This window comes from Sphingobacterium sp. UBA6645 (assembly GCF_002455685.1).
Taxonomy (GTDB): Bacteria; Bacteroidota; Bacteroidia; order Sphingobacteriales; family Sphingobacteriaceae; genus Sphingobacterium; species Sphingobacterium hotanense.
The window spans coordinates 15,396-40,980 of sequence record NZ_DKLH01000082.1 but is presented as its reverse complement, the minus strand read 5'-3'; the positions used below and the strand labels follow the sequence as shown (position 1 = coordinate 40,980).

The window sequence follows — 25,585 nt, the reverse complement described above, 5'->3', positions numbered from 1 at the left end:
TTTCCTGGTTCAAAGACAAAGGATCCGAAACATCCTCACTTTCCTGGTTCAAAACAAAAAAAGAGCTGTCTTTTCAGACAGCTCCCTTACTTCATTTCCCACATCGTCTATTCTGTAACCGGTAAATCGACCGGTTTCATCCGTTTAAATTTTTTGTAGCGCAGTATTTCATCCGCTAATTTTGAAATCGCAAAACCTACAATCGATGCATCATCCAACCATCCTAAGACCGGTATCAAATCTGGTACAGCATCCAAAGGGGATACAACGTAGATAATCGTCGCCACGATGACCGACATATTCCATTTATTCATTTTATATCGACCGGCAAAGGTATCTTTGATCATCGATAGTAAAAGACCAAAATCACTACTCTTCTCCCCTAAGTTTTGAGCTTTATCCTCAGCCAAATCGATCTCTTCTTTAGTCAGTTTACGATTTTTAAAGGTATTGAATAACAGAAGTGCTCTGTTAAAATAGTTTTTCTTCATTTGTTCTTTCGTCATTTTATCAATAAGACAGTGTTTTTAATAAACGGTTTAATAGGGATAAAAATTATTAAAAGGATTGAAATAGCGTTATTTAACAGTTTTTTAAAAATAATTTAACGTCTACACAATATCGTAAATACTACGGCGTTATAATAGTACAAATAAGGTTATTTTTAAGATAGCAGAGATGCTAACAAAAAAAAGAAATAACTTTATAAAAAGGGGTTGTACGAAAGTATAACCCCTTAATTTTTTTATGCTTCAATGAATAGGCGGCTAGCCTAGTTTTTCTTGTAATAACTCTTTATCGAGGCCCTTTTCATATTTCGCGACAACTAACGTTGCTGCTCCGTTGCCGATAAGGTTGGTAATCGCACGTGCCTCGCTCATAAATCGATCTATTCCTAGCACAATGCCGACCGCCTCGACCGGTATATGACCTACCACAGGCAATGTCGCAGCTAATGTTACGAAACCACTCCCTGTAACGCCTGCGGCACCCTTAGATGTTAACAAAAGCACCAATAGCAGCGTAATTTCCTGCTCTAAACTCAAATGCATATTTAAGGCCTGCGATATAAATACGGCTGCCATCGTTAGATAAATACAGGTTCCATCCAGATTAAAGGAGTATCCGGTGGGAATAACGAGCCCAACAATAGGCTTGGAGCAACCGGCATCTTCCAGCTTTTTCATGATCCCTGGAAGCGCTGATTCGGATGAAGAAGTACCTAATACAATCAGGATCTCTTCTTTGATATATTTAAGAAACTTGAAAATATTGACTCTTACGTAAAAGTGCAGCACGGCACCGATAATGAAAATGATAAAAATGATACAGGTTAGATAAAAGCTGATCATCAGCAACCCCAGCGAGGACAAGGCTTCGACACCGTACTTGCCAATGGTAAAGCCCATCGCCCCCATAGCGCCAATGGGAGCTAGATACATGATGATTTTGATAACTGCAAATAGACCTTTTAAGAAGGAGTCTAAGACATTTAATACAGGCTCCGAAGCCTTCTCGCCTATCTTAGTTAGCCCTACCCCAAACAACACCGCAAACAGAAGTACTTGAAGCAAATTATCCGACGCTACAGCCGCTACGACATTATCCGGAATAATGCTGATGATAAAATCCATGGTCGTTTTATGCTCCTGCGATTTTGACACGTATTCGGAAATCGCTGTGGGGTCTAGTTCTGCCGGATTGACGTTCATACCAGTACCAGGTTGAATCCAATTGACGAAGACTAAGCCAATCAATAATGCTATGGTGGTCATAATCTCGAAATAGATAATGGCTGTAAGACCGATCTTCCCTACTTTCTTTACGTCTTTCATACCGGCGATGCCAATTACAATGGAGGCAAAAATCAGCGGTGCGATGACCATTTTGATAAGTTTGATAAAACCGTCGCCTAGAGGTTTCATCTTGACTGCGAAATCCGGATAAAAAATACCGATAAGGATACCAATGATAATAGCGAGAATGACTTGGACGTACAAGCTCGAAAAGATCTTCTTCATAAATAGCTTTTGTGGCTTAATCAATTAAGGTTTAGAATCTACAAAAGTCTAAATTTAAAGGAAAAAAGAAAGAGTATTGCAAACTAATTTGCAAATAATTTCTGGAAGAGACACGATTTCGTAGGTAAGCGCTTGAGTTATTGGTTGGAGACTGTTAGTTTATCGACATATTTGTTGAGTGATTCGCCAAGTAGATAATTCCAACCGTTTTCAAAGCGTACTTGACTGAACTGCTCTCCGGCGTCGTGGAAGTTCTCGAGGCCCTCGTGGGTCAGGTGCAGGGTCGTTGCCCCTCCGCGCGGAATTAATCGCCAAGTAATGATAGAGGTGCCTTTGCTTTGTTTTGGATGGCGCCAGGTAAACTTAAAAAGCTCATTGGGTATCACATCTAAGACCTGGCAATGATGAAGAGAATCTTCGCGCTTATTATGTCGGTAGAATTCAAATTCCCCACCGATCTCCATCGTGAAATTGGGAATCTCAAAGAACCATTCCTTCATATTGTCTTTATTAGTGATAGCTTGCCATAAATCAGTTAGGGCGATGGGATAAGTTCGTTCAATGTGAATAGTTTGCTGGCGCATAGGATCCTCCTTTGTGTTGTCTTAAATATAAGCAATAGTACCCAACAATTTATTAAGCGAAGGTTAAAGTCCTGTAAAAAAATCGTCATACAATCTTCGTCTTTCCTTCGGCTGCTAGAGCCTTCCGATTTGTAAAAAACTCCGTATCTTTGTTAGTGATGAATGTAAACAGCTTACTTGAACGCGCATTGAATTTTGAATTCCTCTCGAAAGAAGAAGGGGTTTTTCTTTATCATCATGCGCCTACGGCCGATTTAGCTTTCGTTGCGAATGAACTTCGAAAGATTCAAGTTCCTTCCGGCAAAGTGACTTGGCAGATCGATCGTAATGTAAACACCACCAATGTTTGTATTGCGAACTGCAAATTCTGTAATTTCTTCCGTAGACCGGGACACGATGAGAGCTATATCACCGATATAGAAACCTATAAGCAAAAAATTGAAGAGACTTTTAAATATGGTGGCGATCAGTTGTTGCTACAAGGTGGACACCACCCTGATTTAGGATTGGCGTTTTACACCGACTTATTTAAAAAGCTGAAAGAGCTATACCCTACGTTAAAACTTCACTCCCTAGGTCCACCAGAGATTGCTCACGTTTCGAAACTGGAAAATATGAGCCATATCGACGTGCTGACGGCAATGAAAGAAGCTGGATTGGACTCTCTACCGGGAGCCGGTGCGGAAATCTTGAATGACCGCGTTCGCCGCTTGATTTCAAAAGGGAAGTGTGGTGGTCAGGAGTGGTTGGATGTGATGCGTGCAGCACATAAGATCAACCTTCCAACATCTGCAACCATGATGTTCGGCCATATCGAGACGATCGAAGAACGCTTCGAGCATCTGGTATGGATCCGAGAGGTGCAGGATGAAAAACCGGAAGACCATTATGGCTTTATCGCCTTCATTCCATGGCCGTTCCAAGATGATGGCACTTTGTTGAAGCGCCTTCGCGGTATTACCAACAATGTTACTTCGGATGAATATGTACGCATGATTGCTTTGAGCCGTATCATGTTGCCTAACGTAAAGAATATACAGGCTTCTTGGTTGACCGTAGGAAAGCAAACGGCACAGTTATGTCTTCATGCCGGCGCTAATGACTTCGGTTCGATCATGATCGAGGAGAACGTTGTTTCTGCTGCTGGTGCTCCGCATAGATTTACGTCGAAATCTATTCAGGATGCCATTGCAGAGGCAGGCTTTGAACCACAGCTAAGAACGCAGACTTATCAGTACCGCGAGCTGCCAGTGGATATGGAAGAACAAGTGATTAACTATTAATAGCCGCACATTGAAAGATATTCTATTAAATATTGAGGCCATCATTTTTGCGTCTACAGAGGGCATCAATCTTCATGACCTACGCTTGGTATTGCAAGAGGCTTTGGCAATAGAGATTACGAAAGAAGAGCTTGAAGGGTTTGTTGAGAAGATAAAACAAAAATATGCGTCGGATGATCAGGTTTTCGAACTTCATATCATCAATGAGCAGTATCAGTTTTTAACGAAAGCAGTCTATCATCCGTCGATCAATCAACTGCAGTTGCATAAGGAAAAGAGGAAGCTTTCGCAGGCAGGCCTTGAAACCTTAGCCATCATTGCTTACCGTCAGCCTATTACAAAATTAGAAGTCGAACAGATACGTGGGGTCAACTGTGATTATACGATTCAACGCCTCTTAGACAAGGGCATGATCAGTATAGTTGGCAAAGCTGATTCCATCGGAAAACCGCTCTTATATGCCACGAGTTTTGAGTTCATGCAGCATTTTGGATTGCGAAGCACAAAAGAGCTTCCGCAGCTGAAAGACATTGTGGCTGAGGAGAATAGCATTGGTGAAATTGTTGAATAAAATTTGTAAATGTTAAAGATTATACAGTAAGAAATAATTTCAAAAAAATATTTTTGAATTGAATTATCTTCTATAATTTTACCATACAAAAGATACAAAGTACAATATCATAATTAACAAAATGGCGACAATGCAAGTAATTGAAAATGATGTAATGGTTGAAGAAAGAGTATTCAACTTCAACGGTCCAGATGATGATTCTGATGACTTCGATGGCGATGAAGACGATTTCGAATTAGATGATATCGACGCTATCGGCGGAGGATACGATGACTTCGACGACGATGAAGACGACGATTTTTAATCGAGAATAATCTGAATCACTTTTACCAATACATCATGTTGGGAGGGCTATGTGTGGCCTTATAAAGGATAAAAGAAATTGAGCAAGCTTGGAAGAGATTCCAGGCTTTTTTGTTAGATTTTAGATGTGAGATATTAGATGTTAGACGCGTGGTTTTTAGAAAAATGGAGTGTTGTTTCAACCTTTAGATTAAGCTAGAAAAGTTTTGAATCAGGAAGGGAAGGATGCAAAGATAGTCAGGATGTATTGTCTTTGAACCAGGAAAGCAAGGATGTAAGGATCGTCAGGAGGCATTGTCTTTGAACCAGGAAAGGAAGGATTTAGAAGATTCACAGGATCCTGCTAATCATTGCATCCTTCCTTTCCTGGTTCAAAACAACTTTTAATCAAAACATCTTTTCTCAAAATGCCAGAATCTAACGTCCGATGTCTAATTTCTTATATCTAATATCTACTTAGACAATGAAAACGGCAAATCTCCCCTGCTAACCCCTCTATTTTTGTTGGGTTCTGCGCCCATATCAAAGCTTAGGTTTGCTCCCTTCATAAGCTCGCTATGACTGATAAAGTTTTTACTATAGCTTCTGCCATTGAACTTCATGCTTTGGATATAGCGATTCTGATCCGAGTTATTTTTTGTTTCAATATTTACCTTCTTACCATTGTTTAGGCTGATGGTTACCTTATCAAATATGGGCGATCCTAAGACATATTCGTCGGTCGCTGGAGTTACAGGATAGAAGCCCATCGCCGTGAAGACATACCATGCAGAGGTTTGTCCGTTATCTTCATCGCCGCAGTAGCCATCTGGGTTTGGAGAGTACATGCGGTTCATGGTCTCACGAAGCCAGTATTGCGCTTTCCAAGGTGCTCCAACATGATTGTATAAGTATATCATGTGCTGAATAGGTTGATTTCCGTGCGCATACTGTCCCATATTGGCGATCTGCATTTCACGGATCTCGTGTATTGGAAATCCATAATAAGAATCGTCGAATACCGGTGGAAGATGGAATACGGAGTCTAGTTTAATTTCCATAGCTTTATGTCCACCCATCAGTTTAGCTAGTCCTTCAACATCTTGAAAAACCGACCAGCTGTAATGCCAACTGTTACCTTCAGTGAAGGCGTCGCCCCATTTAAAAGGATTGAATGGTGTAGACCATGAACCATCTTTGTTCTTACCGCGCATCAGTCCGCTGGATGGATCGAAAAGTTTTTTGTAATTGAAGGAGCGCTCCTTGTAAAAATCTAAATCTTCCTGGGGTTTATTCAGCGATTTGGCTAACTGATAAATAGCAAAATCATCATAGGCATATTCAAGCGAACGAGCGGCATTTTCATGTATTTTCACATCGTAGGGAACATAGCCCAACTCATTGTAGTATGTTGCTCCTGCGCGACCTACAGCCGTAATAGGACCAGCATTATTCGCTCCTTTCTTCACAGCCTCGTACAGGGTTTCAATATCTTTGGATTTCACCCCTTTTATCCAGGCATCTGCAACAATCGATGCTGAATTATTCCCTACCATAATATTTCTGTAGCCGGGACTTGCCCATTCCGGGAGCCAGCCTCCCTCTTTATAGGCATTTGCAAGGCCTTCCTGAATCTTTTCGTTCACATCAGGATACATCAAATTCAAGAACGGAAACAGACAGCGGAAGGTGTCCCAAAAGCCTGTATCTGTAAACATATAGCCCGGCAGCACCTTTCCGTTATAAGGCGAATAGTGCACGACCTGGCCCGCGGCATCAATTTCATAGAACATACGCGGAAACAATAGCGAACGATATAGTGCGGAATAGAATGTTCGGATTTGATCGATGCTTCCGCCCTCCACTTGGATTTTTGAAAGCTCCGTATTCCAACGCTTTTCACCTTTGGCTACCTGCTCGTCGAAACTGATGTTGTCAAGTTCTTTTAGATTGAGGTTCGCCTGTTCTGGACTGATAAAGGATGACGCGACTTTAACGAGCAGCTTTTCCCCTGCATTCGCTGTCTTAAATCCCACTAGAGCGCCTACGTGATCTGCTTGTATCTTTAAACGATCATCGGTCAACACCGAGTCAGCGAAGGTTGCTAGGTTTGCGAATGGACGGTCGAACTCCATGACAAAGTAGTTCTTAAAGTTATCCGGAACTCCCCCACTGTTTTTGGTGCTATAACCAACAATCTTTTGCTCGCGAGGGATAATCTCAACAAAAGATCCCTTGTCGAACGCATCGAGCAGAACGAAAGCGGAGTCTGTTTTGGGAAATGTAAAACGGAAGTAGGAAGCTCTCTCCGTCGGGGTAACTTCTACTTTTGTGTCATAATCCGCTAGGTATACTGAATAATAATGCGGCTTCGCAATTTCAGCTTTATGGGAGAAATAACTAGCGCGCTTATCCTGATCGAAGGTTTTGTTGCCAACCATCGCCATTATGGAGAACTGCCCATAGTCGTTCATCCAAGGGGATGGCTGGTGAGTTTGCTTAATTCCTCTTATTTTTTCAGCAGTATAAGTGTACATCCAACCGTCGCCCATTTTTCCAGTCTGTGGGCTCCAGAAATTCATTCCCCACGGCATGGCAATCGCTGGATAAGTATTGCCGCTAGAAAGAAAATACGTCGATTGAGTACCGACGAGGGTACTCACCATATCAATAGGACGTTCAATCTTTCCTATCTTTTGAGCGTAAGTTGTAAGGATAGAGCTCCCCAATAGGAAAGCTGTTGCAAGAATTTTTAATCGCATAGGCTTTTTAGGATTAATTCGTTGCTTAAATATAGAAAATATTCCTTGATAATAGACTGCTAAAAGTATTTAGCCTTCGAAAGACAGGATGATTTTCCCGAAATGATCTTTGCTCTCCATCTGTCGATGAGCTTGCTCGGCGTCTCGATAATCGAATACCTGGCTCAATTCTACTTTGTATCTGCCATCTTCGATGAGCGGGATTACTTTTTCTTGGATTTCTTGAGCGAGCGACGTCTTAAAGGCACTGTCGCGCGAGCGAAGCGTGGATCCTGTTAAAGTTATGCGCTTATGCATAAGCTTTAGGAGATTCAATTCAACCTTGGCACCTTGCATCGCATTGATGTAGACCAGTCGTCCTTCTGGATTCATGATCTTAATGTTCTTTTCAAAGTACTCTCCTCCGATCGAGTCTAGAATGACGTCCATACCGATGGCAGCCAAAGCCTCTGCAAAGTCTTCTTCGCGGTAAATAATCGCTTTGGTAGCTCCTAACTCCTCTGTGAGCAGCTTTTTGTCCGCTGTTCCAACAGTAGTATAAACGTGGGCTCCGAAAGCTTTGGCAAGCTGTATCGCGGTCGTACCGATCCCTCCCGCACCGCCATGTACTAGAAAATTCTCGCCGCTATTCAATCTACCTCGTTGGAACACATTATGCCATACGGTGAACAAGGTTTCGGGAAGTCCTGCGGCTTCAGAAAAGCTAATATTACGAGGCTTCGCAATACAAATTCCCTCATCTACCACCGCAAGTTCAGCATATCCGCCACCAGCCAATAGCGCCATGACCTCATCTCCTATTCTAAACTTAGTTACCTTGGCTCCTAGTGCCTCCACAACACCGCACACCTCTAAACCTGGGATGTCCGCAGCGACGCCCTCAGGTGCCGGATAATTGCCTTTTCGTTGAAATACATCCGGACGATTAATACCAGCAGCTTTCACGCGGATGAGCACCTGATGTTCTTGAGGGATCGGATCCGGGCGTTCCTCAATCTTCAATACTTCAGGCCCGCCGAACTCTGTAATTACAATGGCTTTCATTATTTTTTATTTGGATAGGATTGCAATCTGATATTGAGAGTCAACATCAAATAGCGTCCTAATCTGTTATTTCTAGATTCGAAAACATCATTCCCTGCATATTCTGTCAATACGCCGACATTTTTATTTTGATCAAGCAGGTCAAAGCATTGCAAGCGAAGCAATGCTAGATTATTCTTCATAAAGGTGTACTCTAGGTAAGTATTGATGATCATTGGATTTACGTCACTCAACTCACTAACATACCCGTTGTAGAATCGCTGCGACATCTCTGCGCCTAACACGAACTTATTGCTGATATACCCTTTGCCACCTAAGCTTAAAAGAAAAGAATGCGCTGCAATCTTATTCCGATATGGTAATTCGTAAATAGCTCTATTCAAGAAATAGTTGGTATTGAACACCGACTCAAAGTACTCATTCCAGTTATAACGGAACTGGAGGTTTTGATTAAAAAGCAACTGTCGAGTCGTACTCTTTCTTGTATCAATAAAAGAAAGGTTGTTATAATATTCAACATCACCATTTAGATCAAGTTGGAAATTGTCGTTGATAAATGGCGTATTAAATAGGTAGTTCCACCGAACATCGTAATAACCGTTTGTATTTTCAAAAGAGGTTTCCTGTATAGTCGACTCTTTGGATACTGACTTTTTTGTACTTACGATCTTATTATTGATAAAGGTATAAGCGAAGCTGGTTTCGAAATATTGGCCCCTATTCGTAACGAACTTACGCAGGCTAGTAGAAATCTTATTATAGAATTCGGCCTTCAATGCAGGATTACCAACGATAATATTTCTGGAATTGGAGTTATCACGCACTGGCGAAATATGCAGGAAATTGGGCTGATTGTTTTTCCCAAGGTAGGAAAATTGTAAATCAAGCTCATCATTTACCTTGTATCGAACGTTTGTCGTTGGAATAAGGTTTACATTACTGTAATTGTAAGTCGCTGAATCTCCCTTAACTTTACCATCTAGACTAAGAGGCTGGACCGCAAAGCCCAAATTAACACGGAATCTATTATTGGGTTCATACTGATAGTTTAATCCGGTTTTAAAGCTCCGAAACTGATAAGCATACTCAACGCCTAAGGAATCTATTATTTCGAATGGTTCCTTTCTAACCATCCGGCGTGCCTCGATATCCGTAATGTCAATATCGTAGGAAACCTCCAAAAGACTGTGCTTGAAAAAAGGCTCTACATACGAAACAGATGATTTAATCGTATTAAGATCGTTTCGTGCATCAACAATTTGCTCCTGTTCAAACATACTGATAGATGGGTTCACGCTGGTCGTATCATAAATAACGTAGCTCTCTGTGACACGTTCATCCTTCCCTATCGTTTGAAAATTAAATCTAAAATCACCTACTAACTTTCTTCCCGGTTTCTTGAAATACTTGGAATAGAACATCAACACCTCTGCCGTCGGCGTAGAATTCACAGAACTATCTTTCTGTTCACCACTTTCGCTAACTCTATAATTCTGGCGGGTGGTATATTTATTATTATCTACAAAAGTTCTGTTGTAGGTAATCGTAGGTTTGATTTTAAATATATCCTGATTCTTAAATTTAGAATTGATTTCAAAGAATAATTTGTGATAGTTATCTAGGGTCGTAGTACTATAATCCTCTTTCTTATGGATCTTAAAATTGCTATAGGAAGAAGTTAATAAAGAGTTACCTTCTGTCAGATTGTGACGGCTTTGATAGTTATAGCCTCCAGATATCTGTATGTCTTTCCCCCAATTATCAGAAAAGCTGACACCTACAGACCCCAGCTTATTCAAGCCATCAGATTGATCAGCGTAGTCGCCGAACTCCCCGAGCGAAGTTGCTCTGCCACCGGCACCATTAGGAGAACCAAATGCGAACAAACTGGTATTGGTATTATTTAAGGACCCAACAACAGAGATCTCTTGACCATCATTAAATTTATTGATACCCAAAATACCCAAATATCGCTCGCGCGTTCCACCGCCAAGCGTCCCTTGTCCGAACGTAATTTTCTTCTTATTATCTTCTAAGATGATATTAATGATTTTTTCGGGCTCCGTATTCTTGATTCCTTTCTCTGCTGATGCAGTACCGTAATCATTGATTACTTCAATCTGCTTGACAAATTCAGTAGGAAGATTCCTCGTCGCGGTTAGCACATCACCTCCGAAGAATTTTCGGCCATCAACTTGTACCCCGGTAATTATTTGGCCATTGTAAAATGGCGTCCCATCACGCAAAACTTGAAATCCCGGAATGTTCTTTAACGCCTCTTCGAGCAGCGATCGCTGTGGAAATGAAAAGGCCTTCATATTAAACTGTATAGTATCTCCCTTATTGACTATCGGAATGTATTTCATCACCCGTACCTCTGGGATTAAGTTGGCCTGCGGATGGAGAGTAACCTTTGGCGCAAAAATCTGATCTATAAAACGGTTAGCGGGAAAAGTCTTCTTAACGATTTGATGCCCCAGCATACTGTAAGTTACACTGATATGCTCACCTTTTATCTTGTTGATACGATAGAAACCATTGGCGTTCGTCGTAACAACAATCGTATCTGCCGTACTGCTTAAGCGCACTGAAACCCCTTTCAAGCCCATACCAATAGTATCTACCACCAACCCTTCAATGCTTCTGGCGCCTTCTTGCGCAAGCAGCTTCGGAGAGACCGAAAGGCAGACCATCAACACGGTCAAGATATAATAAAGATTATGCACCTAAGATAGTTCCTATAGAGTAATTTAAATCTACTAATTCACAATAAATGAAATTTAACATTAAAACGCAGGAACTTAAAATTTTTGTATAAAAAAAGGGGCTAAAAATACAATTTTAGCCCCTTTTTATTATTTTTTAACTTATTCTCCGTCGAAAGTTACTTTTACTAGATGACGGTCAATTTCCCATCTTCCAGTTCCGTCTTCTCCGATTACGTCGAATAGCTCAAGAATACGACGAGCAACATACTCTTCTTCAACTTGTTCCTCTAAGAACCATTGAATAAAGTTGAACGTTACGAAGTCCTTCGCTTTCATACACTTATCAGCAATTTTGTTAAATTGTTCGGTCACAAACATCTCTTGTTCTAATGTCTGCTCGAACACACCTCTGAACGATTCGAAGTCTACAGGAACGTTAGTAACTTCTGGAGAGATCGCACGGCCACCTCTTGCTGAGATGTAGTTAAAGATCTTCAACATATGAGCACGCTCTTCGTCAGATTGCTTTGCAAAGAATGCTGCAGCATTATCTAATCCTTGATCGTCACACCATGCTGACATTGCTAAGTACAATGATGATGAGTGTGCTTCAACTTTAACTTGTGCATTTAATATGTTTTCGATCTCCTCAGAGATGGATGTTTTTAATTTCAATAAATCTTTCATAACAACTATATATAAAAATGTCCAGCGCGGATTGAATGAGTTTCAAATCCAACACTACAAAGATAACGTGTTGCAATAAAAATTATTGGATTTTTCTGCAATACAAATTCAGTCTAAATTAGGCCATAAAATAGCTAACTTATTTAGAACTAGTATAATTACAGCTTAAAATGTTAATAGGGATCTTGAGTGTAGACAACTATGAATCACCCCATTAAGTTCGATCATAAACTTCGCTCCTGACAGGACTTCGCGAAGCTGAAGGATCTCCTCAATGGATAGAATAAAACAACGTTCGGTGCGAAACGGCATGATGATTTCAAAGTCACCGTTGCGTGACGAATCCGTAAGCATAGCTTCAAGATCGATACTATCAATCTTCTTTTTGAAAGCGAAAAAATCTCTTACATTGAACGCCGTAGTGGCACCTTGAAACTCCAACCAATAACAGTTTTGTCGGCTACATTGGTAGACCGCAGCGTCATCGGATACAAATACTTCTTCAACGTTTGCTAAAGGACAAATCATGTTTTTCATTAGTCTGGAACAAATCTAAATAATATTAAGAATTAATCCAAATAAATAAACATGATAAAGTTCGTTCGCTCCTAGAACAATGATTTAAATTTTAGATATTCGTCTAAATATTTTTGAACACTTACTGAATGAAGGTAGAATAGTTGCGTATCAAACTCTACCCGGCGGAATTCCTCGTTCACTAAAGAAGTGCTCAGATGCTCTTCCAAAGCATCCCACAATTCCTTCGCTAAAGGAATGAATGCCAAATCCGTCATTCCATAAGAACCTTTCCAAAACCTAATTTCATAATCTGGATGCAAAAGTTCGTTTATGGCAGCTAGTAATTTGTTTAAATTTATTTCTCCATTTGAGTCGGCGATCTGTATAGACTTTTGATTGTAGATAAGACGTATGCCATTGTCATCCAAAATTTCCTTTTCTACGCATTTCATCTCTATCAATTCTTCGATCCTATAAATTATTTCGTCGACAGCGGAGTTTTCGTTTAACCACATAACAAGCTTGGTGTCGTCCTTAAGCTTCCTCCCATCGGCACTTTTAACCAATGATTCCAATGTTTTTAATTTATTTAGGGGCATGTTGTTTGTTTTATTAACCTCAAGTTAGCAAGAATTCCCTAAGGATAAAACTATTAATTACCTATTTGTATAGATAATTAACTACAAACTTATCAATCAAGTATTTGTCACGTACGTACAGGAAATATACGATTACCACTAATCAACACATTTCTTTTTGTACGAAAATGATATGCATAAAAAAAGCTGTCTCATTGAGGCAGCTTTTCTTTTCAAATTTTATATTTCTTAGAATTCTTCTTCTTGATTTAATATCTCTTTGTGGTTACTTGCGTTTGTTCGTGTTTTTGTTTTGTGCTTATTAATCTGTCGTCGGATCGATTCGATAGCAACATCTGTGGCTTCTTCGAAAGTCTTTGCTTGTGCCTTAGCGAACAACTGATTGCCGGGAACATTAAATTTTAACTCGACTACCTTGTTTGCTTCGTCATCAACATTTTCTAAACGCAAATAGCATGCGCCCTCGATGATGTTGTCCAAAAACTGATTTAACTTCTCTGATCTCTTCTTAATGAACTCAATTAACTTTTGGTCTGCATTAAATTTAATAGATTGCACTGTAATGTTCATTTTTCCTCCTTTTTTAAGCCTTTGGATGGGCTTGTTTATAAATTGATTTCAAACGTTCAGCTGAGTTATGGGTATATACTTGTGTCGCCGACAACCCAGCGTGACCTAATAACTCTTTAATTGCATTCAAATCTGCCCCATTATCTAAGAGCGCTGTCGCGAAGGTGTGTCTGAGCACATGAGGACTTCTTTTTTTCTGTGAAGTAATCATACTGAGATACCTTTTAACGATTCTATAAATGAGCTCCCGATAAGCAGGCTTTCCTTCTTTGGTAACGACTAACTCCGGTATAATGTTTTGAAAGTTCTGTTGTTTTTTTTCCAACATATACCGTTTCAGTTCTTCTAGTAAAGTGTTGTTGATAGGCGCAAAACGCTCTTTACTCCTTTTTCCGAATATAAGTATTTTTTTATTATAAAAGTCAACATCTATTTCTTTAATCGACACTAATTCCGATACACGGATACCTGTTCCAAATAGTAGTTCAAGCACGATAAAATCGCGTAAATCTTCAAAACTGCTCAGTTCCCCTTCAATTTGATCCAGCAGGCTAACCATCTTTTCTTTTTCAACGATCGTCGGCAATTTCTGCGGCACTTTCAATGCTTTAATCAACGACATTGGGTTGCGCTCTACCAAACCCTCGCGAAGTAGATATTTATAATAGGATTTCAAAGCGGAGATGGAACGATTAATTGATCGAGCCTCCTTTTTAGACTCTCGTAGCGTCGAAAAATAATAACGGAGAAATTTGAAATCGATAGCATCAAAGGTATACGACTCTTGGTCCGCGAAAGCTAGAAATTGATCTATTTCTTTCTCATAGGCGGTCAAGGTATGCACCGAATAATGCTTTTCAAATCTTAGATATGTTATAAAACTTTCCTTATACATTTCCTCTTCCCTTATTGGTAATATTAGGAATTATTTTCTGAAAAAAATGTGATCTATCGCAATATAATTATTGAAATCTCTCATTTGACACGAAAATGAAAAAGGGCGAAGTGTTCACTTCGCCCTTTCCTTAGATTATATTAATATTATAATTTGCTGTTCACATCAATTGCATTCAACTCTTCGAAAGCTTGTGTCAAACGCGTAACGAATGCTTCTTCACCTTTTCTTAACCAAACACGTGGGTCATAGTATTTCTTGTTTGGAGAATCAGACCCTTCTGGGTTACCGATCTGACCTTGCAAGTAATCACGGTTCTTCGCTTCGTATGCACGAACGCCATCCCAGAATGCCCATTGCATATCTGTATCGATGTTCATTTTAATAGCACCATAAGAGATCGCCTCAGCAATTTCCTCAGGCGATGAACCCGAACCTCCGTGGAACACGAAGTTAACAGGCTTCTCTGCTGTTAAATTGAATTTCTCACGAATAAACTCTTGCGAGTTATGAAGAATAACAGGCTGTAACTTCACATTACCTGGTTTATAAACCCCATGCACATTTCCGAATGCTGCAGCTACAGTAAATTTATCAGAAACTTTTCCTAACTCTTCGAAAGCATAAGCAACCTCTTCAGGTTGTGTATATAATTTTGAGCTATCCACATCCGAATTATCCACGCCATCCTCTTCTCCACCTGTTACACCCAACTCGATTTCCACAGTCATACCTAGTGGTTTCATGCGCTCTAAATACTTTTTAGAAATTTCGATATTCTCTTCAATTGGTTCTTCAGAAAGATCTAACATATGAGATGAGAACAAAGGTTTGCCATGTTGTGCGAAGAATTTCTCGCCAGCATCTAATAAACCATCGATCCAAGGTAAAAGCTTCTTAGCAGCATGATCCGTATGCAAGATAACAGCAACACCATAGTGCTCTGCTAATAAATGTACGTGCTGCGCAGCAGATACCGCTCCTAAAATGCAAGCTTGCAATCCATCATTGTTTAATGATTTACCCGCATAAAACTGCGCTCCACCATTTGATAATTGTATAATTACTGGTGAATTAACTTTTTTTGCTGTTTCCATAACGGCATTGATGGAATCCGTTCCAATAACGTTTACCGCTGGTAAAGCAAATTTCTCTCTTTTAGCAATCTCAAATAACTCCTGTACTTGATCGCCAGTTAAAACACCTTTGAAATCTTTTAGGCTCATAGTTTATTCGTTCTAAATATTTGTTGTGAATGCTTAAAGATAGCGTTTTTTTATTATTCGAAAAAATATAGTGTAAAAATTACACTATCCGAATATTACCCCTTAAATTCCCTTTAAACGAAGAGAAACTAATTTTCCATACCATAAAATAATTGAAAAATACCATCTTTTTAACAGTCCTTATGACAACTTTATAACAAGAGCTGAAAGGCATATTTAACACTATTTTGCGCACCCTTAACAATGTATTTAATATCTTTATCCTGTTAGATCATTATTAACAAATTAATACAACATGCTACAGGTATACGGAATTAAAAATTGCAACACGGTAAAGAAAGCGCTCGACTGGTTAAATGAAAACAAAAAAGACTATGTTTTTCATGATTATAAGAAGGAACCGGCAACCCTTGAAAAATTAGAAGGATGGGAAAAAGAAATAGCATGGGAAGCCTTAGTCAATAAAAAAGGAACCACCTGGAAGAAGCTCAGCGCAGAAGAGCAAGCAAAAGTGAAAGACGCCGATACTGCAAATCAAGTATTACTCGCAAACAACAGCATGATTAAGCGTCCCTTAATCGAGTCGCCACAGGGAATTTTATTAGGCTTTGATGAGGAGGAATACAAAGCAAAACTTTAAACCAATTATGAAGAGAACAATTTTTAAATGGACACTAGCAAGTCTTATGATCGGTTTCTTCGGTCAACAGGAAAGCATTGCCCAAACAAAAGAAAGTCAATATAATTATAAGGAAGCATTCAACCCTATATTCTACAGTAATAACGGATCGCCTTATCGTTCGGCTTCAGGAAAACCGGGCCATCAATACTGGCAGAACGCGGCGAGCTACGATATAAAGGTTAGCTTGAACGACCAAACACATGAGGTTAAAGGAACGGTCAAGATATCGTATACCAATAACAGTCCGGATGAATTAGCATTTATCTGGCTTCAGATAGAACAAAATCTCTTTAACCAGGAATCCATCGGACAGGCAACTGTTCCCTTGAGCAACAGCCGATATGGCGATGCTGGCTCAAGTTTCAATGGCGGGTACACATTAAGCAATATCAAAGATCAAAGCGGCAAAGAACTGAAAAACAGTATAAACGATACGAGAATGCGTATTGATCTGCCGACTCCGCTCGCGGCAAATGGTGGCAAGACTGAGTTTAGCTTAGATTTCTCTTATATCTTGCCGGAATACGGCGCCGACCGCACCGGAATACTTCCAACCGCGAATGGCGACATTTATGCGATTGCGCAATGGTATCCTAAGGTAGCTGTTTATGACGATGTGTTAGGATGGAACAGCCTGCCCTACACTGGACCTGGCGAATTCTATATGGAGTACGGAGATTTCAACGTTGAAATTACCGCCCCGGCAAACCATATCGTCGTGATGGGCGGCGAGCTATTAAACCCGCAGGACGTTTGGACCAAGGATCAACTAGACCGTTATAACAAAGCAAAAGACAGCGATAAAACGGTCCTTATCCGCTCCGAAAGCGAAGTTAGCAATGCTAGTTCGCGACCACAGAAGAAAACGCTGACTTGGAAATATCGTTTGGAGAATGCGCGTGATGTCGCTTGGGCTTCATCGAAAGCCTTCATCATCGACGCTGCGAAAATCAATCTTCCGAGCGGCAAAAAGTCGCTAGCGCTTTCAGCATATCCGAAAGAAAGTAATGGCGGCAACGCATGGGAGCGATCGACAGAATATACCAAAGCGTCCATCGAATACTATTCAAAGAAATGGATGGAATACCCCTACCCGGTTGCTATCAACGTAGCATCGAATGTCGGAGGTATGGAATACCCTGCGATTGTATTCTGTGGAAACCGCGCAAAGGCGGCTAGTCTCTGGGGCGTTACTGACCACGAATTCGGGCATATCTGGTTCCCCATGATCGTCGGTTCCAACGAACGCTTGCACGCATGGATGGACGAAGGATTTAACACCTTCATCAATGAACTTTCAACTGAAGTCTTCAACAAAGGGGAATACAACCGCCCAATGGGAACTAAAAACTCGATGACACAAGTATTGATGAATCCTGCATTAGAACCCGTGATGACTACCCCGCAAGGTATGAAGGAAAGAAATATTGGCATCCTAGCCTACTATAAACCTGCCTTCGCACTAAGAATATTGCGTGATGAGGTTTTAGGTGCAGAACGATTCGACAATGCTTTCAAAAAATATATCGAATACTGGGCATATAAGCACCCTACTCCCGATGATTTCTTCCGTACGATAGAAAATGAGACCGGCGAAAATCTCGCATGGTTTTGGAGAGGATGGTTCCTCAACAACTGGGCTTTAGATCAAGCAATTACAGACGTTCATTACCCAGATTTAGACCCAACGAAGGGTGCAATAATCAGCATCAGCAACTTAGAAAAAATGGCGATGCCGGTCGTAATCGAGGCGACAACCGTAAGTGGCAAGAAAGTTCGCACTAAATTGCCCGTAGAAATTTGGGAAAGAAACCAATCATGGCGATTTTTGTTGAATACTACAGAGAAGCTTACTTCAGTAAAGATCGATCCGGATGGCGTTTATCCAGATAGCAATCCTGAAAACAACAGCTGGAAATCAAAATAAGAATGAAAAATCTTAAGAAAATATACATCATCACCCTATTGCTCGTCAGCAATATAGGCATACTATCTGCCCAACAAATTAAAGGTTTGGTGTTCGATCTCGAAAGCAGTCAGCGATTGAGCGATGTGCAGATCGAAAACATCAGCAACAATAAATCAACAACAAGTGCTTCTGACGGTAGTTTTACTATAGACGGAAAAAGGAATGACTACCTCGTATTAAGAGCGAAAGGCTATGATCGAGATACCGCTTTCATCTACCAGGACGGCGTTTCTCGAATTTATTTAGTGCGCGATAAGAGTATTATCCGGATTGATGAAGTGACAGTTACCCGTATGACGGATAGTCGCCTGAACACCGAGATTGAAAAGGCAAAAAACAACAGCAAAGCAGTTGAAACAAGCCAAAACCGTGGGGGATTACGTGTCTCACCATCGCGTTTATTTGGGAAGGAAGCGCGGATCGCAAGAAATAGCATCAAGATCCTTCAACTTGAACAAGAACAGCGTTTAGTGGACCGTACATTTACGGACGAGCTAATCTTATCTCTGATATCGATGCCAAATGATCAATTGGCACTGTTCAAAGATAAATACAGACCTAGCTATGCATTTATCAAACAGGCAAGAAAAGAAGATTTGACCGCTTACATATTAGATTCTTACGCGAAATTCAAAAAGCAGTAAGTCAGTATACGGTAAAACTAAAACATATATCAATTGTTGTATAAATGCCTTGGCCGATCATGTCCGCCAAGGCATTTTTATCTAAAAGCAAATACATATGAAAGTAGCATTAATTGGAGCCACCGGCTATGTGGGGTCTCATATTTTAGAGGAGTTAGTTTCAAGGAACATCGAAGTAACTGCAATTGCTAGAGATGTTGAAGAATTAAAAAACAAAGATCATGTATTAGCCGTTCAAGTCGACATCAATGAAGAAGGCCGTTTGGCAAGCGCGTTGAAAGGCAACGATGCTGTGATATCAGCATATAACGCCGGCTGGGGCAATCCGAACATTTATGATGATTTCCTAGTTGGAGGACGAAACATATTGGAAGCTGTGAAAGATGCGGGTATCAAAAGGCTTATTATTGTCGGTGGCGCAGGAAGCCTTAAAGTAGAAAACGACGAGCGATTAGTCGATACGGCTGGCTTTCCGGGCGAAATTAAACCTGGTGCATTAGCCGCAGCTGATTATCTGGAAGTCGTAAAACGGGAGGACGAATTAGATTGGACTTTCTTTAGCCCTTCCATCGAAATGAATCCCGGGAATCCAGGAACGCGAACAGGCGCATATAGAACAGCAATCGGACATCCCGTATTCGACCATGAAGGCAGAAGCATTATATCTGTCGAAGATGTTGCTGTTGCCATCGTAGATGAGCTAGAAAACAATCAATTTATCAAAAAGCATTTCTCGGCTGGCTATTAATTTAGCTAGCCAGCAACTTGCTGATCTTTAAGTAGCCTACCTCTAGCCTGTCCTCTACCGTATCTTCTGCAATCTCATACTGCAGCTGATATTTTTGTTTAAATTCCGCTTGTAACAGATCCTCTATCTGATAGATATCGTCTACATCGATACCATATTTATCATCAATATGTGAAGATTCATAATGCTTATAAAATGTGGATTCCTTCGCAATTTTGCTAGCCTCAGCCAAATCATTCGCAACGACTAAAGTTTTGTAATGATATTCTTCCATATCGTTGGGCTTATAGCCTCCCAGATTCACAAAGAACAGCTTCAATCCGTTTGTAGCTGTTGCTTCTGACTTGTCAACGATGCGAACCTCATAATTTCCAACTCTCGTTACCTTGCGCCAGGAGTCGATGTGCATTTTCCCCTCCAGCGCCGGCCAAAAACTATTCATGTAAGGAACCAGATCTTTAAGTTCATTAGCAATACCAAAGAACACATCGTGTTGCTCCGTAAATCGACCTTCCGGCTTTCCGCCAAGTACCAACATAAATAGATTCATACGTAGAGTATTTTAATATTATCCGCACTTTGTTTTATTAAAAATATAAGTTTTAAATGAAATTGACTCAAATCATTTGAGTTATTTTCGGAACAGTCTCGTCAATATCATATCAGAAGAATACGTTAAATAGAGCCGGGGTACCCTATCAGTGATGTGCTCATTTACCTCAAAACGCCAGATCCTTTTTAACTAAAATAATTTTTCAAGCAGACTTGCTTTGCCCATTCCCCTTTTAAAGCCCTTTCAAACCCAATGTATAACCCAATCAGAACCGTTCCCAATTGGGTATGAAAGGGTTGTGAAAGGGGAATAATTAATTGCTGAGCTGAAGCAGATCTGTGTTGGATTAAGAGGTAATATCTGGAGGATATTAAAATATGCATTATGGAATTATGCATATGTAAGAGCCCAATAGTTTTACCAATTTTCAGCACGCCATTGACAGCAATTCGTCGAATGCTACTGCATCGTTTTGCAGAAGAACTATTGGCAATCAAACTATAATCCCCAGCATCAACGTTAAAAGAATAATCTTACTTAGAGTTTTGTTTGCACGCTCAAAAAAGAGTTGCGAAAGTCTTGCAGGTATTAAAAAGAGAAAGGGATGCAATCTGGCAATTACATCCCTAACTATTAACCAATTATAAACTTAAATTATGAGACAGCAAATATAGAAATATTTCTACAACTGTTCAAATAATTTTGCATGTTTTTGCATGTTTTATTTATCTATCGACCTCACCAAGCACAATATCGATCGATCCTAATATCGCGATCAAATCAGCAATCAAGACGCCTTTTCCCAACTCAGGCAAGACTGAAAGGTTATTAAAGCTTGGTCCTCTTGCTTTTACGCGTCTCGGAATATCTGTTTTTTCTGCTGTTACGAAATAGAATCCGAGTTCGCCTTTGGGGTTTTCTGCGCGAACGTAATAATCTTGCGCTTTTAGGTTGACTTTCTTCGGAACCAGTGCACGCGGGTCGAATTCTGTGGTACGTTTAAAATCAGATTGCAATCGTGCAATACATTGCTCAATGATTTTAACAGATTCCTTTACCTCATCAACACGGACTTTATAGCGGTCCCAACAATCGCCTAATTTTCCCATCTCGCCTTTTCCAACAGGAATTTCAAAATCTAGCTCCGGATAGGCCGAATAAGCATCCACCCTTCTGAGATCCCATTTTACGCCTGATGCACGAAGCATTGGACCCGTACAACCATAATTGATAGCTACGTCCGCCGGCAATACACCAATATTAGCGGTCCGGGAAATAAAAATTTGATTATTGGAAAGCAGGTCGTCCAATTCGACCAACTTAGGCTTGAAATAGTCTATAAATTCCTGACAGCGCTCTTCGAAATTAACGGGAACATCGTAAAAAAGGCCACCTATCCAAATATAGTTATACAACATTCTGGATCCTGATGCCCATTCCAGCATGTTCATAATATGCTCGCGATCGCGGAAACACCACATAAAGGGTGTGAAAGCACCAATATCGATACCATAGGTTCCGATAGCAATAAGATGTGATGCAATACGATTAAGTTCGCACACTAAGACGCGAATGTATTCGATTCGCTTGGGTATCTTTTGATCAATTCCGAGCATACGTTCTACTCCCATGACGAAAGCATGGCTGTTGTTCATAGACGCCAGATAGTCCAATCGATCGGTAAAGGGAATGCTTTTCGTATAGTTTATGGACTCGGCATGCTTATCAAAGCACCGATGTAAATATCCGAGATGTGGGATAATATCTTTTACGATTTCCCCATCTGTGATAAGCTCTAGCCGAAGTACGCCGTGTGTAGAGGGGTGCTGAGGGCCCATATTGATAACCATCTCCTGTGAGGAGACGCTTGCGATTTTCTGCTCGTAATTTCGTAAGCCTGCTTCGTATATATCTTTACCCATCTTACTTAACTGTTATGCCGTGAAAAGTTTCTGGATCTTCATAATCCTTGCGTAGCGGGTAGCCTTGCCAATCATCAGGCATTAGTATTCTTCGCAAATCCGGATGTCCTTCAAAGTAGATCCCCATCAGATCGAAGGCTTCGCGTTCGTGCCAATCCGCGGTACGCCAAATCTCGGATACCGAAGGTAAGCTAGGTAAAGCATCTGTCCGTCGTTCATTCTCTAGCTTCACCTTTAATACCAATTGTTTTTGATAAGGGATCGACGTGAGATGATAGACCACTTCGAAATAATTCGCCGGATAATAGTCGACCGCAGCTAAATCTGCGAGAAGATCAAAATAATAGCCTGCCGTATCCCGCAGGTAAAAACAAACCTGTTTTAAGTAAATAGGGTTGATGTAGAGCGCTGGTTGCAATCCGCTCTCCTGAACCTCCAGCACTGCGTCTGCATGAATATGCTTCGCAAGATCGGTATGAATTTTTTCAATCATATTAGGGCGCAATACGTTTTACTGTCCACTTGTCGCCGTTTGCAGTGTACACGATACGATCGTGCAAGCGGCTGCTCCGACCCTGCCAAAACTCTACCCTGCTCGGCTTCAGAAGATATCCGCCCCAATTTGCAGGACGAGGAATCTGATCGCTGTCTGCATATTTTTCCTCAATCGCCTTGACGCGATTTTCCAACTCCGCTCGATCTGTCAGATCATGGCTCTGCGGTGATGCGATGGCACCAATTCGAGAACCACGAGGACGCGATTCAAAGTATTCGTCGGAGTCAGCTGCCGGCAGTCTTTCAACTTGCCCTTCGATACGTACCTGACGTTGCAGCTCCGGCCAGAAAAATAAAGCGCTAACCGATGGATTCTCATCCATCTCCTGCCCTTTTCGGCTTTCGTAATTAGTAAAAAAACTAAATCCGTTTGCTTTGATATCCTTTAACAGGACCACGCGGGAGGAAGGTTTTAGATCGCTATTCACAGTAGATAGAACGAGTGCATTGACTTCGATAACCTCGCTGTGACGAGCCTCGTTGAACCACTTTTCAAATTGTTCGATGGGATTTCCTAACACATCCGATTCGCTTAAGCTACTCAGCGCATAGTCCTGACGAATGGCAGCAATCTCCTTATGTTGAATCGACATAGTAGATATTTTTATTCCTACAAACTTAACAAAATAGCGAACTTTTTGGCGTTTTATTGGTAAAATATATAGGTATTTAGAAACGATTTACAACTTTATTATATAAATTTGATACAAGGCAACATCGATTTAATTATGTTCAACGAATTTATTCCCAAACGTGGAAGCTTGATTTTATCTGAACCTTTTATGCTGGATCAGAATTTTGAGCGCTCAGTTATCCTTCTTTGCGAACATGACATGGAAACAGGAACCGTTGGTTTGATTCTTAATCATCGATCTATGTTATACTTATCTGACGTGATTGAAGGGATGGATAACACCGAAGTACCGCTGTACTTTGGTGGCCCCGTAGAAGGTGATGCATTATTTTTTGTACATAAGGCCTATGACAAGCTCATGAGTGGCAATCACATTATTGACGACTTGTATTGGGGTGGAGATTTTGATCGCCTTAAGGACTTATTGAATGAGGGACTGATCAGCAATGAAGAGGTAAAGCTTTTTCTTGGCTATTCAGGTTGGTCACCAGATCAACTGAATAACGAGATTCAGCAGAACTCATGGGCCGTTCACAACTCTTTCAACATTGATTTAGCATTTATCACAGACGGTGAAGACCTTTGGAAAGAGGCTATTATCAGCATGGGACCGAAGTATGCGCATGTTGCAAACTTCCCTAAACGTCCTGAATTCAACTAAACTAGAAACAAACATACAACATATGAAGAACACTATTTCTAAGGCGCTATTTTGCGCTGCTGCCACTACGTTAGTAGCGTGCAATGGTGCAAATTCTGCAGGAACAAACCCTACAGATACAACAGCACAAGATACCACGAAACTACCACCGGTAGAGACGAATAAAGGAAACACAGACTATAAGCCTGCTTTTGAAGGACAGACTCGTATTGCGGGCGTAAAAACGACAACTGCCTTTGCAGGCAAAGTTGTTGCCGAAGGCTTGAAAAGCCCATGGGGCATTGCTTCACTCCCTGATGGTCGTCTATTGATCACAGAGAAAGAAGGCACTATGCGCATTGTGGATCCCGCAAGCGGAAAAGTATCAGATGCAATTACAGGTATTCCAAAAGTAGATGCGCAAGGACAAGGCGGTTTATTAGGGATTACATTGGATCCTGACTTTGAGAGCAACCGCATGGTTTACTGGGTATTTGCGGAGCCTGTTTCTGGTGGAAATCACACCGCTGTAGGAAAAGGCAAGCTTTCTGCAGATGAAAAAACTATCGAAGGAGCGAGCGTAATCTACCAAGCTCTACCTACTTATAACGGCAAATTGCATTACGGTGGCCGTATTATTTTCGACAAAGATGGAAACTTATTTGTTTCCACAGGTGAGCGTTCTGATTTAGAAACTCGCCCACAATCGCAGCATTTAAACTCTGCCTTGGGCAAAATTGTCCGCATAACGAAAGATGGAAAACCTGTTGCCGGCAACCCGTTTGAAGGACAAGCAGATGCCAAACCGGAGATCTACAGCTATGGACACAGAAACACGCAAGGACTGGCGTTCAACCCCGTTACCGGAGATTTATGGAATTCGGAATTTGGACCGCGTGGGGGTGATGAAATCAACATCGTGTCGCCAGGAAAGAATTACGGCTGGCCAACAATCACCTATGGTATAGAGTATAAAGGAGATGTAATCGGCAACCCTCCTATTCAGCAAAAAGAGGGCTTAGAACAACCGGTTTATTATTGGGACCCTGTATTGTCGCCGAGTGGAATGACTTTCTATACCGCGGATAATGTGCCGGAGTGGAAAAACAACCTATTTATAGCTGGATTGAGCAGTACACATATTGCTAGATTGGTGATTAAAGACAATAAGGTTGTCGGTGAAGAGCGATTACTACAATCTGAAGGCCAAAGATTCAGAGATGTGATTCAAGGTAAAGATGGCGCACTATACGCCGTTACGGATTCTGGAAAGGTATATAAAGTAGACAAACAATAAGTTAGTCTTATCGATTAACTGATATAGAAAAGCGGGTTGCTGTATAAGCAGCCCGCTTTTCTAGTTTTACAAACCCTTGCGTTTCTCGTTGATACACTACAAATAAATTAGGTAATAAAGTTGCTACATTTTTTTATTCCATGAAATAATATATAGATAGCATTAAGAACCTAACTGACAAAAAGCATAA

The 25,585-nt window shown here is 40.8% G+C and carries 25 protein-coding genes; 9 read left to right on the top strand and 16 right to left on the bottom strand.

Going from position 1 to position 25,585, the window contains the following annotated elements; all coding sequences use genetic code 11:
- Nucleotides 1–107: 107 nt before the first annotated feature.
- From B2400_RS14635 to B2400_RS14625, 3 genes are all read right to left on the bottom strand, one after another.
- A complete protein-coding gene (locus B2400_RS14635; protein ID WP_223110807.1) occupies nt 108–491 on the bottom strand; it encodes a YkvA family protein in 384 nt (127 codons plus the stop codon).
- Nucleotides 492–767: 276 nt separating this feature from the next.
- A complete protein-coding gene (gene dctA / locus B2400_RS14630) occupies nt 768–2,021 on the bottom strand; it encodes a C4-dicarboxylate transporter DctA (protein ID WP_293934536.1) in 1,254 nt (417 codons plus the stop codon).
- Nucleotides 2,022–2,158: 137 nt separating this feature from the next.
- Nucleotides 2,159–2,605, bottom strand: a complete 447-nt coding sequence (locus B2400_RS14625; protein ID WP_149526361.1) for an SRPBCC family protein — start codon at nt 2,603–2,605, stop codon at nt 2,159–2,161.
- A gap of 158 nt (nt 2,606–2,763) precedes the next feature.
- Here B2400_RS14625 and mqnC point away from each other — a divergent pair, with 158 nt between their 5' ends.
- The 3 genes from mqnC (at nt 2,764) to B2400_RS14610 (ending at nt 4,763) form a co-directional block, all read left to right on the top strand.
- Nucleotides 2,764–3,888 (top strand): cyclic dehypoxanthinyl futalosine synthase, encoded by a 1,125-nt coding sequence (gene mqnC, locus B2400_RS14620; RefSeq protein ID WP_293934533.1) that lies wholly within the window; start codon nt 2,764–2,766, stop codon nt 3,886–3,888.
- A gap of 10 nt (nt 3,889–3,898) precedes the next feature.
- Complete coding sequence (gene scpB, locus B2400_RS14615) at nt 3,899–4,459, top strand: SMC-Scp complex subunit ScpB (RefSeq protein ID WP_293934531.1); 561 nt, start codon at nt 3,899–3,901, stop codon at nt 4,457–4,459.
- A gap of 130 nt (nt 4,460–4,589) precedes the next feature.
- Entirely contained in the window at nt 4,590–4,763 is a 174-nt protein-coding gene (locus B2400_RS14610) for a hypothetical protein (RefSeq protein WP_260042185.1), read from the top strand.
- Nucleotides 4,764–5,214: 451 nt separating this feature from the next.
- Here B2400_RS14610 and B2400_RS14605 read toward each other — a convergent pair whose 3' ends face one another.
- The 9 genes from B2400_RS14605 to fbaA form a co-directional block, all read right to left on the bottom strand.
- Entirely contained in the window at nt 5,215–7,503 is a 2,289-nt protein-coding gene (locus B2400_RS14605) for a GH92 family glycosyl hydrolase (RefSeq protein ID WP_293934527.1), read from the bottom strand.
- A 69-nt stretch (nt 7,504–7,572) separates the two neighbouring features.
- Nucleotides 7,573–8,547, bottom strand: a complete 975-nt coding sequence (locus B2400_RS14600) for an NAD(P)H-quinone oxidoreductase (RefSeq protein ID WP_293934525.1) — start codon at nt 8,545–8,547, stop codon at nt 7,573–7,575.
- Nucleotides 8,547–11,273, bottom strand: a complete 2,727-nt coding sequence (locus tag B2400_RS14595; protein WP_293934523.1) for an outer membrane beta-barrel protein — start codon at nt 11,271–11,273, stop codon at nt 8,547–8,549. Before B2400_RS14595 ends, B2400_RS14600 begins: the two co-directional genes overlap by 1 nt.
- A 141-nt stretch (nt 11,274–11,414) precedes the next feature.
- Entirely contained in the window at nt 11,415–11,942 is a 528-nt protein-coding gene (locus B2400_RS14590; protein ID WP_149526368.1) for a ferritin, read from the bottom strand.
- 165 nt (nt 11,943–12,107) lie between these two features.
- Nucleotides 12,108–12,470, bottom strand: coding sequence for a hypothetical protein (locus tag B2400_RS14585; protein ID WP_246172233.1), 363 nt, complete (start codon nt 12,468–12,470; stop codon nt 12,108–12,110).
- Nucleotides 12,471–12,550: 80 nt separating this feature from the next.
- Nucleotides 12,551–13,060 (bottom strand): hypothetical protein, encoded by a 510-nt coding sequence (locus B2400_RS14580; RefSeq protein WP_293934519.1) that lies wholly within the window; start codon nt 13,058–13,060, stop codon nt 12,551–12,553.
- A gap of 228 nt (nt 13,061–13,288) precedes the next feature.
- The gene (hpf, locus tag B2400_RS14575) at nt 13,289–13,630 is read right to left on the bottom strand and encodes a ribosome hibernation-promoting factor, HPF/YfiA family (RefSeq protein WP_149526371.1); all 342 of its coding nucleotides are present in this window, start codon (nt 13,628–13,630) and stop codon (nt 13,289–13,291) included.
- A 13-nt stretch (nt 13,631–13,643) separates the two neighbouring features.
- Nucleotides 13,644–14,525, bottom strand: coding sequence for a tyrosine-type recombinase/integrase (locus tag B2400_RS14570; protein WP_149526372.1), 882 nt, complete (start codon nt 14,523–14,525; stop codon nt 13,644–13,646).
- Nucleotides 14,526–14,671: 146 nt separating this feature from the next.
- Nucleotides 14,672–15,751 carry a class II fructose-bisphosphate aldolase gene (gene fbaA / locus B2400_RS14565; protein ID WP_149526373.1) on the bottom strand — a complete coding sequence of 360 codons (1,080 nt, stop codon included), beginning with the start codon at nt 15,749–15,751 and terminating at the stop codon, nt 14,672–14,674.
- 295 nt (nt 15,752–16,046) lie between these two features.
- On the opposite strand from fbaA, the gene B2400_RS14560 reads away from it, so the two are divergent.
- The 4 genes from B2400_RS14560 to B2400_RS14545 all read left to right on the top strand — a co-directional run bounded on the left by B2400_RS14560 (nt 16,047) and on the right by B2400_RS14545 (nt 19,794).
- Nucleotides 16,047–16,391 carry an ArsC family reductase gene (locus B2400_RS14560; RefSeq protein ID WP_293934515.1) on the top strand — a complete coding sequence of 115 codons (345 nt, stop codon included), beginning with the start codon at nt 16,047–16,049 and terminating at the stop codon, nt 16,389–16,391.
- Nucleotides 16,392–16,398: 7 nt separating this feature from the next.
- Nucleotides 16,399–18,360, top strand: a complete 1,962-nt coding sequence (locus tag B2400_RS14555) for a M1 family metallopeptidase (RefSeq protein WP_293934512.1) — start codon at nt 16,399–16,401, stop codon at nt 18,358–18,360.
- 2 nt (nt 18,361–18,362) lie between these two features.
- Nucleotides 18,363–19,046: a hypothetical protein gene (locus B2400_RS14550; RefSeq protein WP_293934510.1), complete on the top strand. Its 684-nt coding sequence runs from the start codon at nt 18,363–18,365 to the stop codon at nt 19,044–19,046.
- Nucleotides 19,047–19,143: 97 nt separating this feature from the next.
- The gene (locus B2400_RS14545; RefSeq protein ID WP_260042170.1) at nt 19,144–19,794 is read left to right on the top strand and encodes an NAD(P)-dependent oxidoreductase; all 651 of its coding nucleotides are present in this window, start codon (nt 19,144–19,146) and stop codon (nt 19,792–19,794) included.
- A gap of 1 nt (nt 19,795) precedes the next feature.
- Here the strand turns inward: B2400_RS14545 and B2400_RS14540 are convergent, their stop codons facing one another.
- From B2400_RS14540 to pdxH, 4 genes are all read right to left on the bottom strand, one after another.
- On the bottom strand, nt 19,796–20,344 hold the full coding sequence (locus B2400_RS14540; RefSeq protein ID WP_260042169.1) for a DUF1543 domain-containing protein: 549 nt from the start codon (nt 20,342–20,344) through the stop codon (nt 19,796–19,798).
- A gap of 728 nt (nt 20,345–21,072) precedes the next feature.
- Nucleotides 21,073–22,269, bottom strand: a complete 1,197-nt coding sequence (locus tag B2400_RS14535; RefSeq protein WP_293934503.1) for an NADH-quinone oxidoreductase subunit D — start codon at nt 22,267–22,269, stop codon at nt 21,073–21,075.
- 1 nt (nt 22,270) lies between these two features.
- Nucleotides 22,271–22,762, bottom strand: a complete 492-nt coding sequence (locus B2400_RS14530) for an NADH-quinone oxidoreductase subunit C (RefSeq protein WP_293934500.1) — start codon at nt 22,760–22,762, stop codon at nt 22,271–22,273.
- Nucleotide 22,763: 1 nt separating this feature from the next.
- The gene (gene pdxH / locus B2400_RS14525; RefSeq protein ID WP_293934498.1) at nt 22,764–23,417 is read right to left on the bottom strand and encodes a pyridoxamine 5'-phosphate oxidase; all 654 of its coding nucleotides are present in this window, start codon (nt 23,415–23,417) and stop codon (nt 22,764–22,766) included.
- A gap of 135 nt (nt 23,418–23,552) precedes the next feature.
- Here pdxH and B2400_RS14520 point away from each other — a divergent pair, with 135 nt between their 5' ends.
- Nucleotides 23,553–24,119, top strand: coding sequence for a YqgE/AlgH family protein (locus tag B2400_RS14520; RefSeq protein ID WP_149526382.1), 567 nt, complete (start codon nt 23,553–23,555; stop codon nt 24,117–24,119).
- Nucleotides 24,120–24,141: 22 nt separating this feature from the next.
- Nucleotides 24,142–25,395, top strand: coding sequence for a PQQ-dependent sugar dehydrogenase (locus tag B2400_RS14515; RefSeq protein ID WP_293934496.1), 1,254 nt, complete (start codon nt 24,142–24,144; stop codon nt 25,393–25,395).
- Nucleotides 25,396–25,585 lie beyond the last annotated feature (190 nt).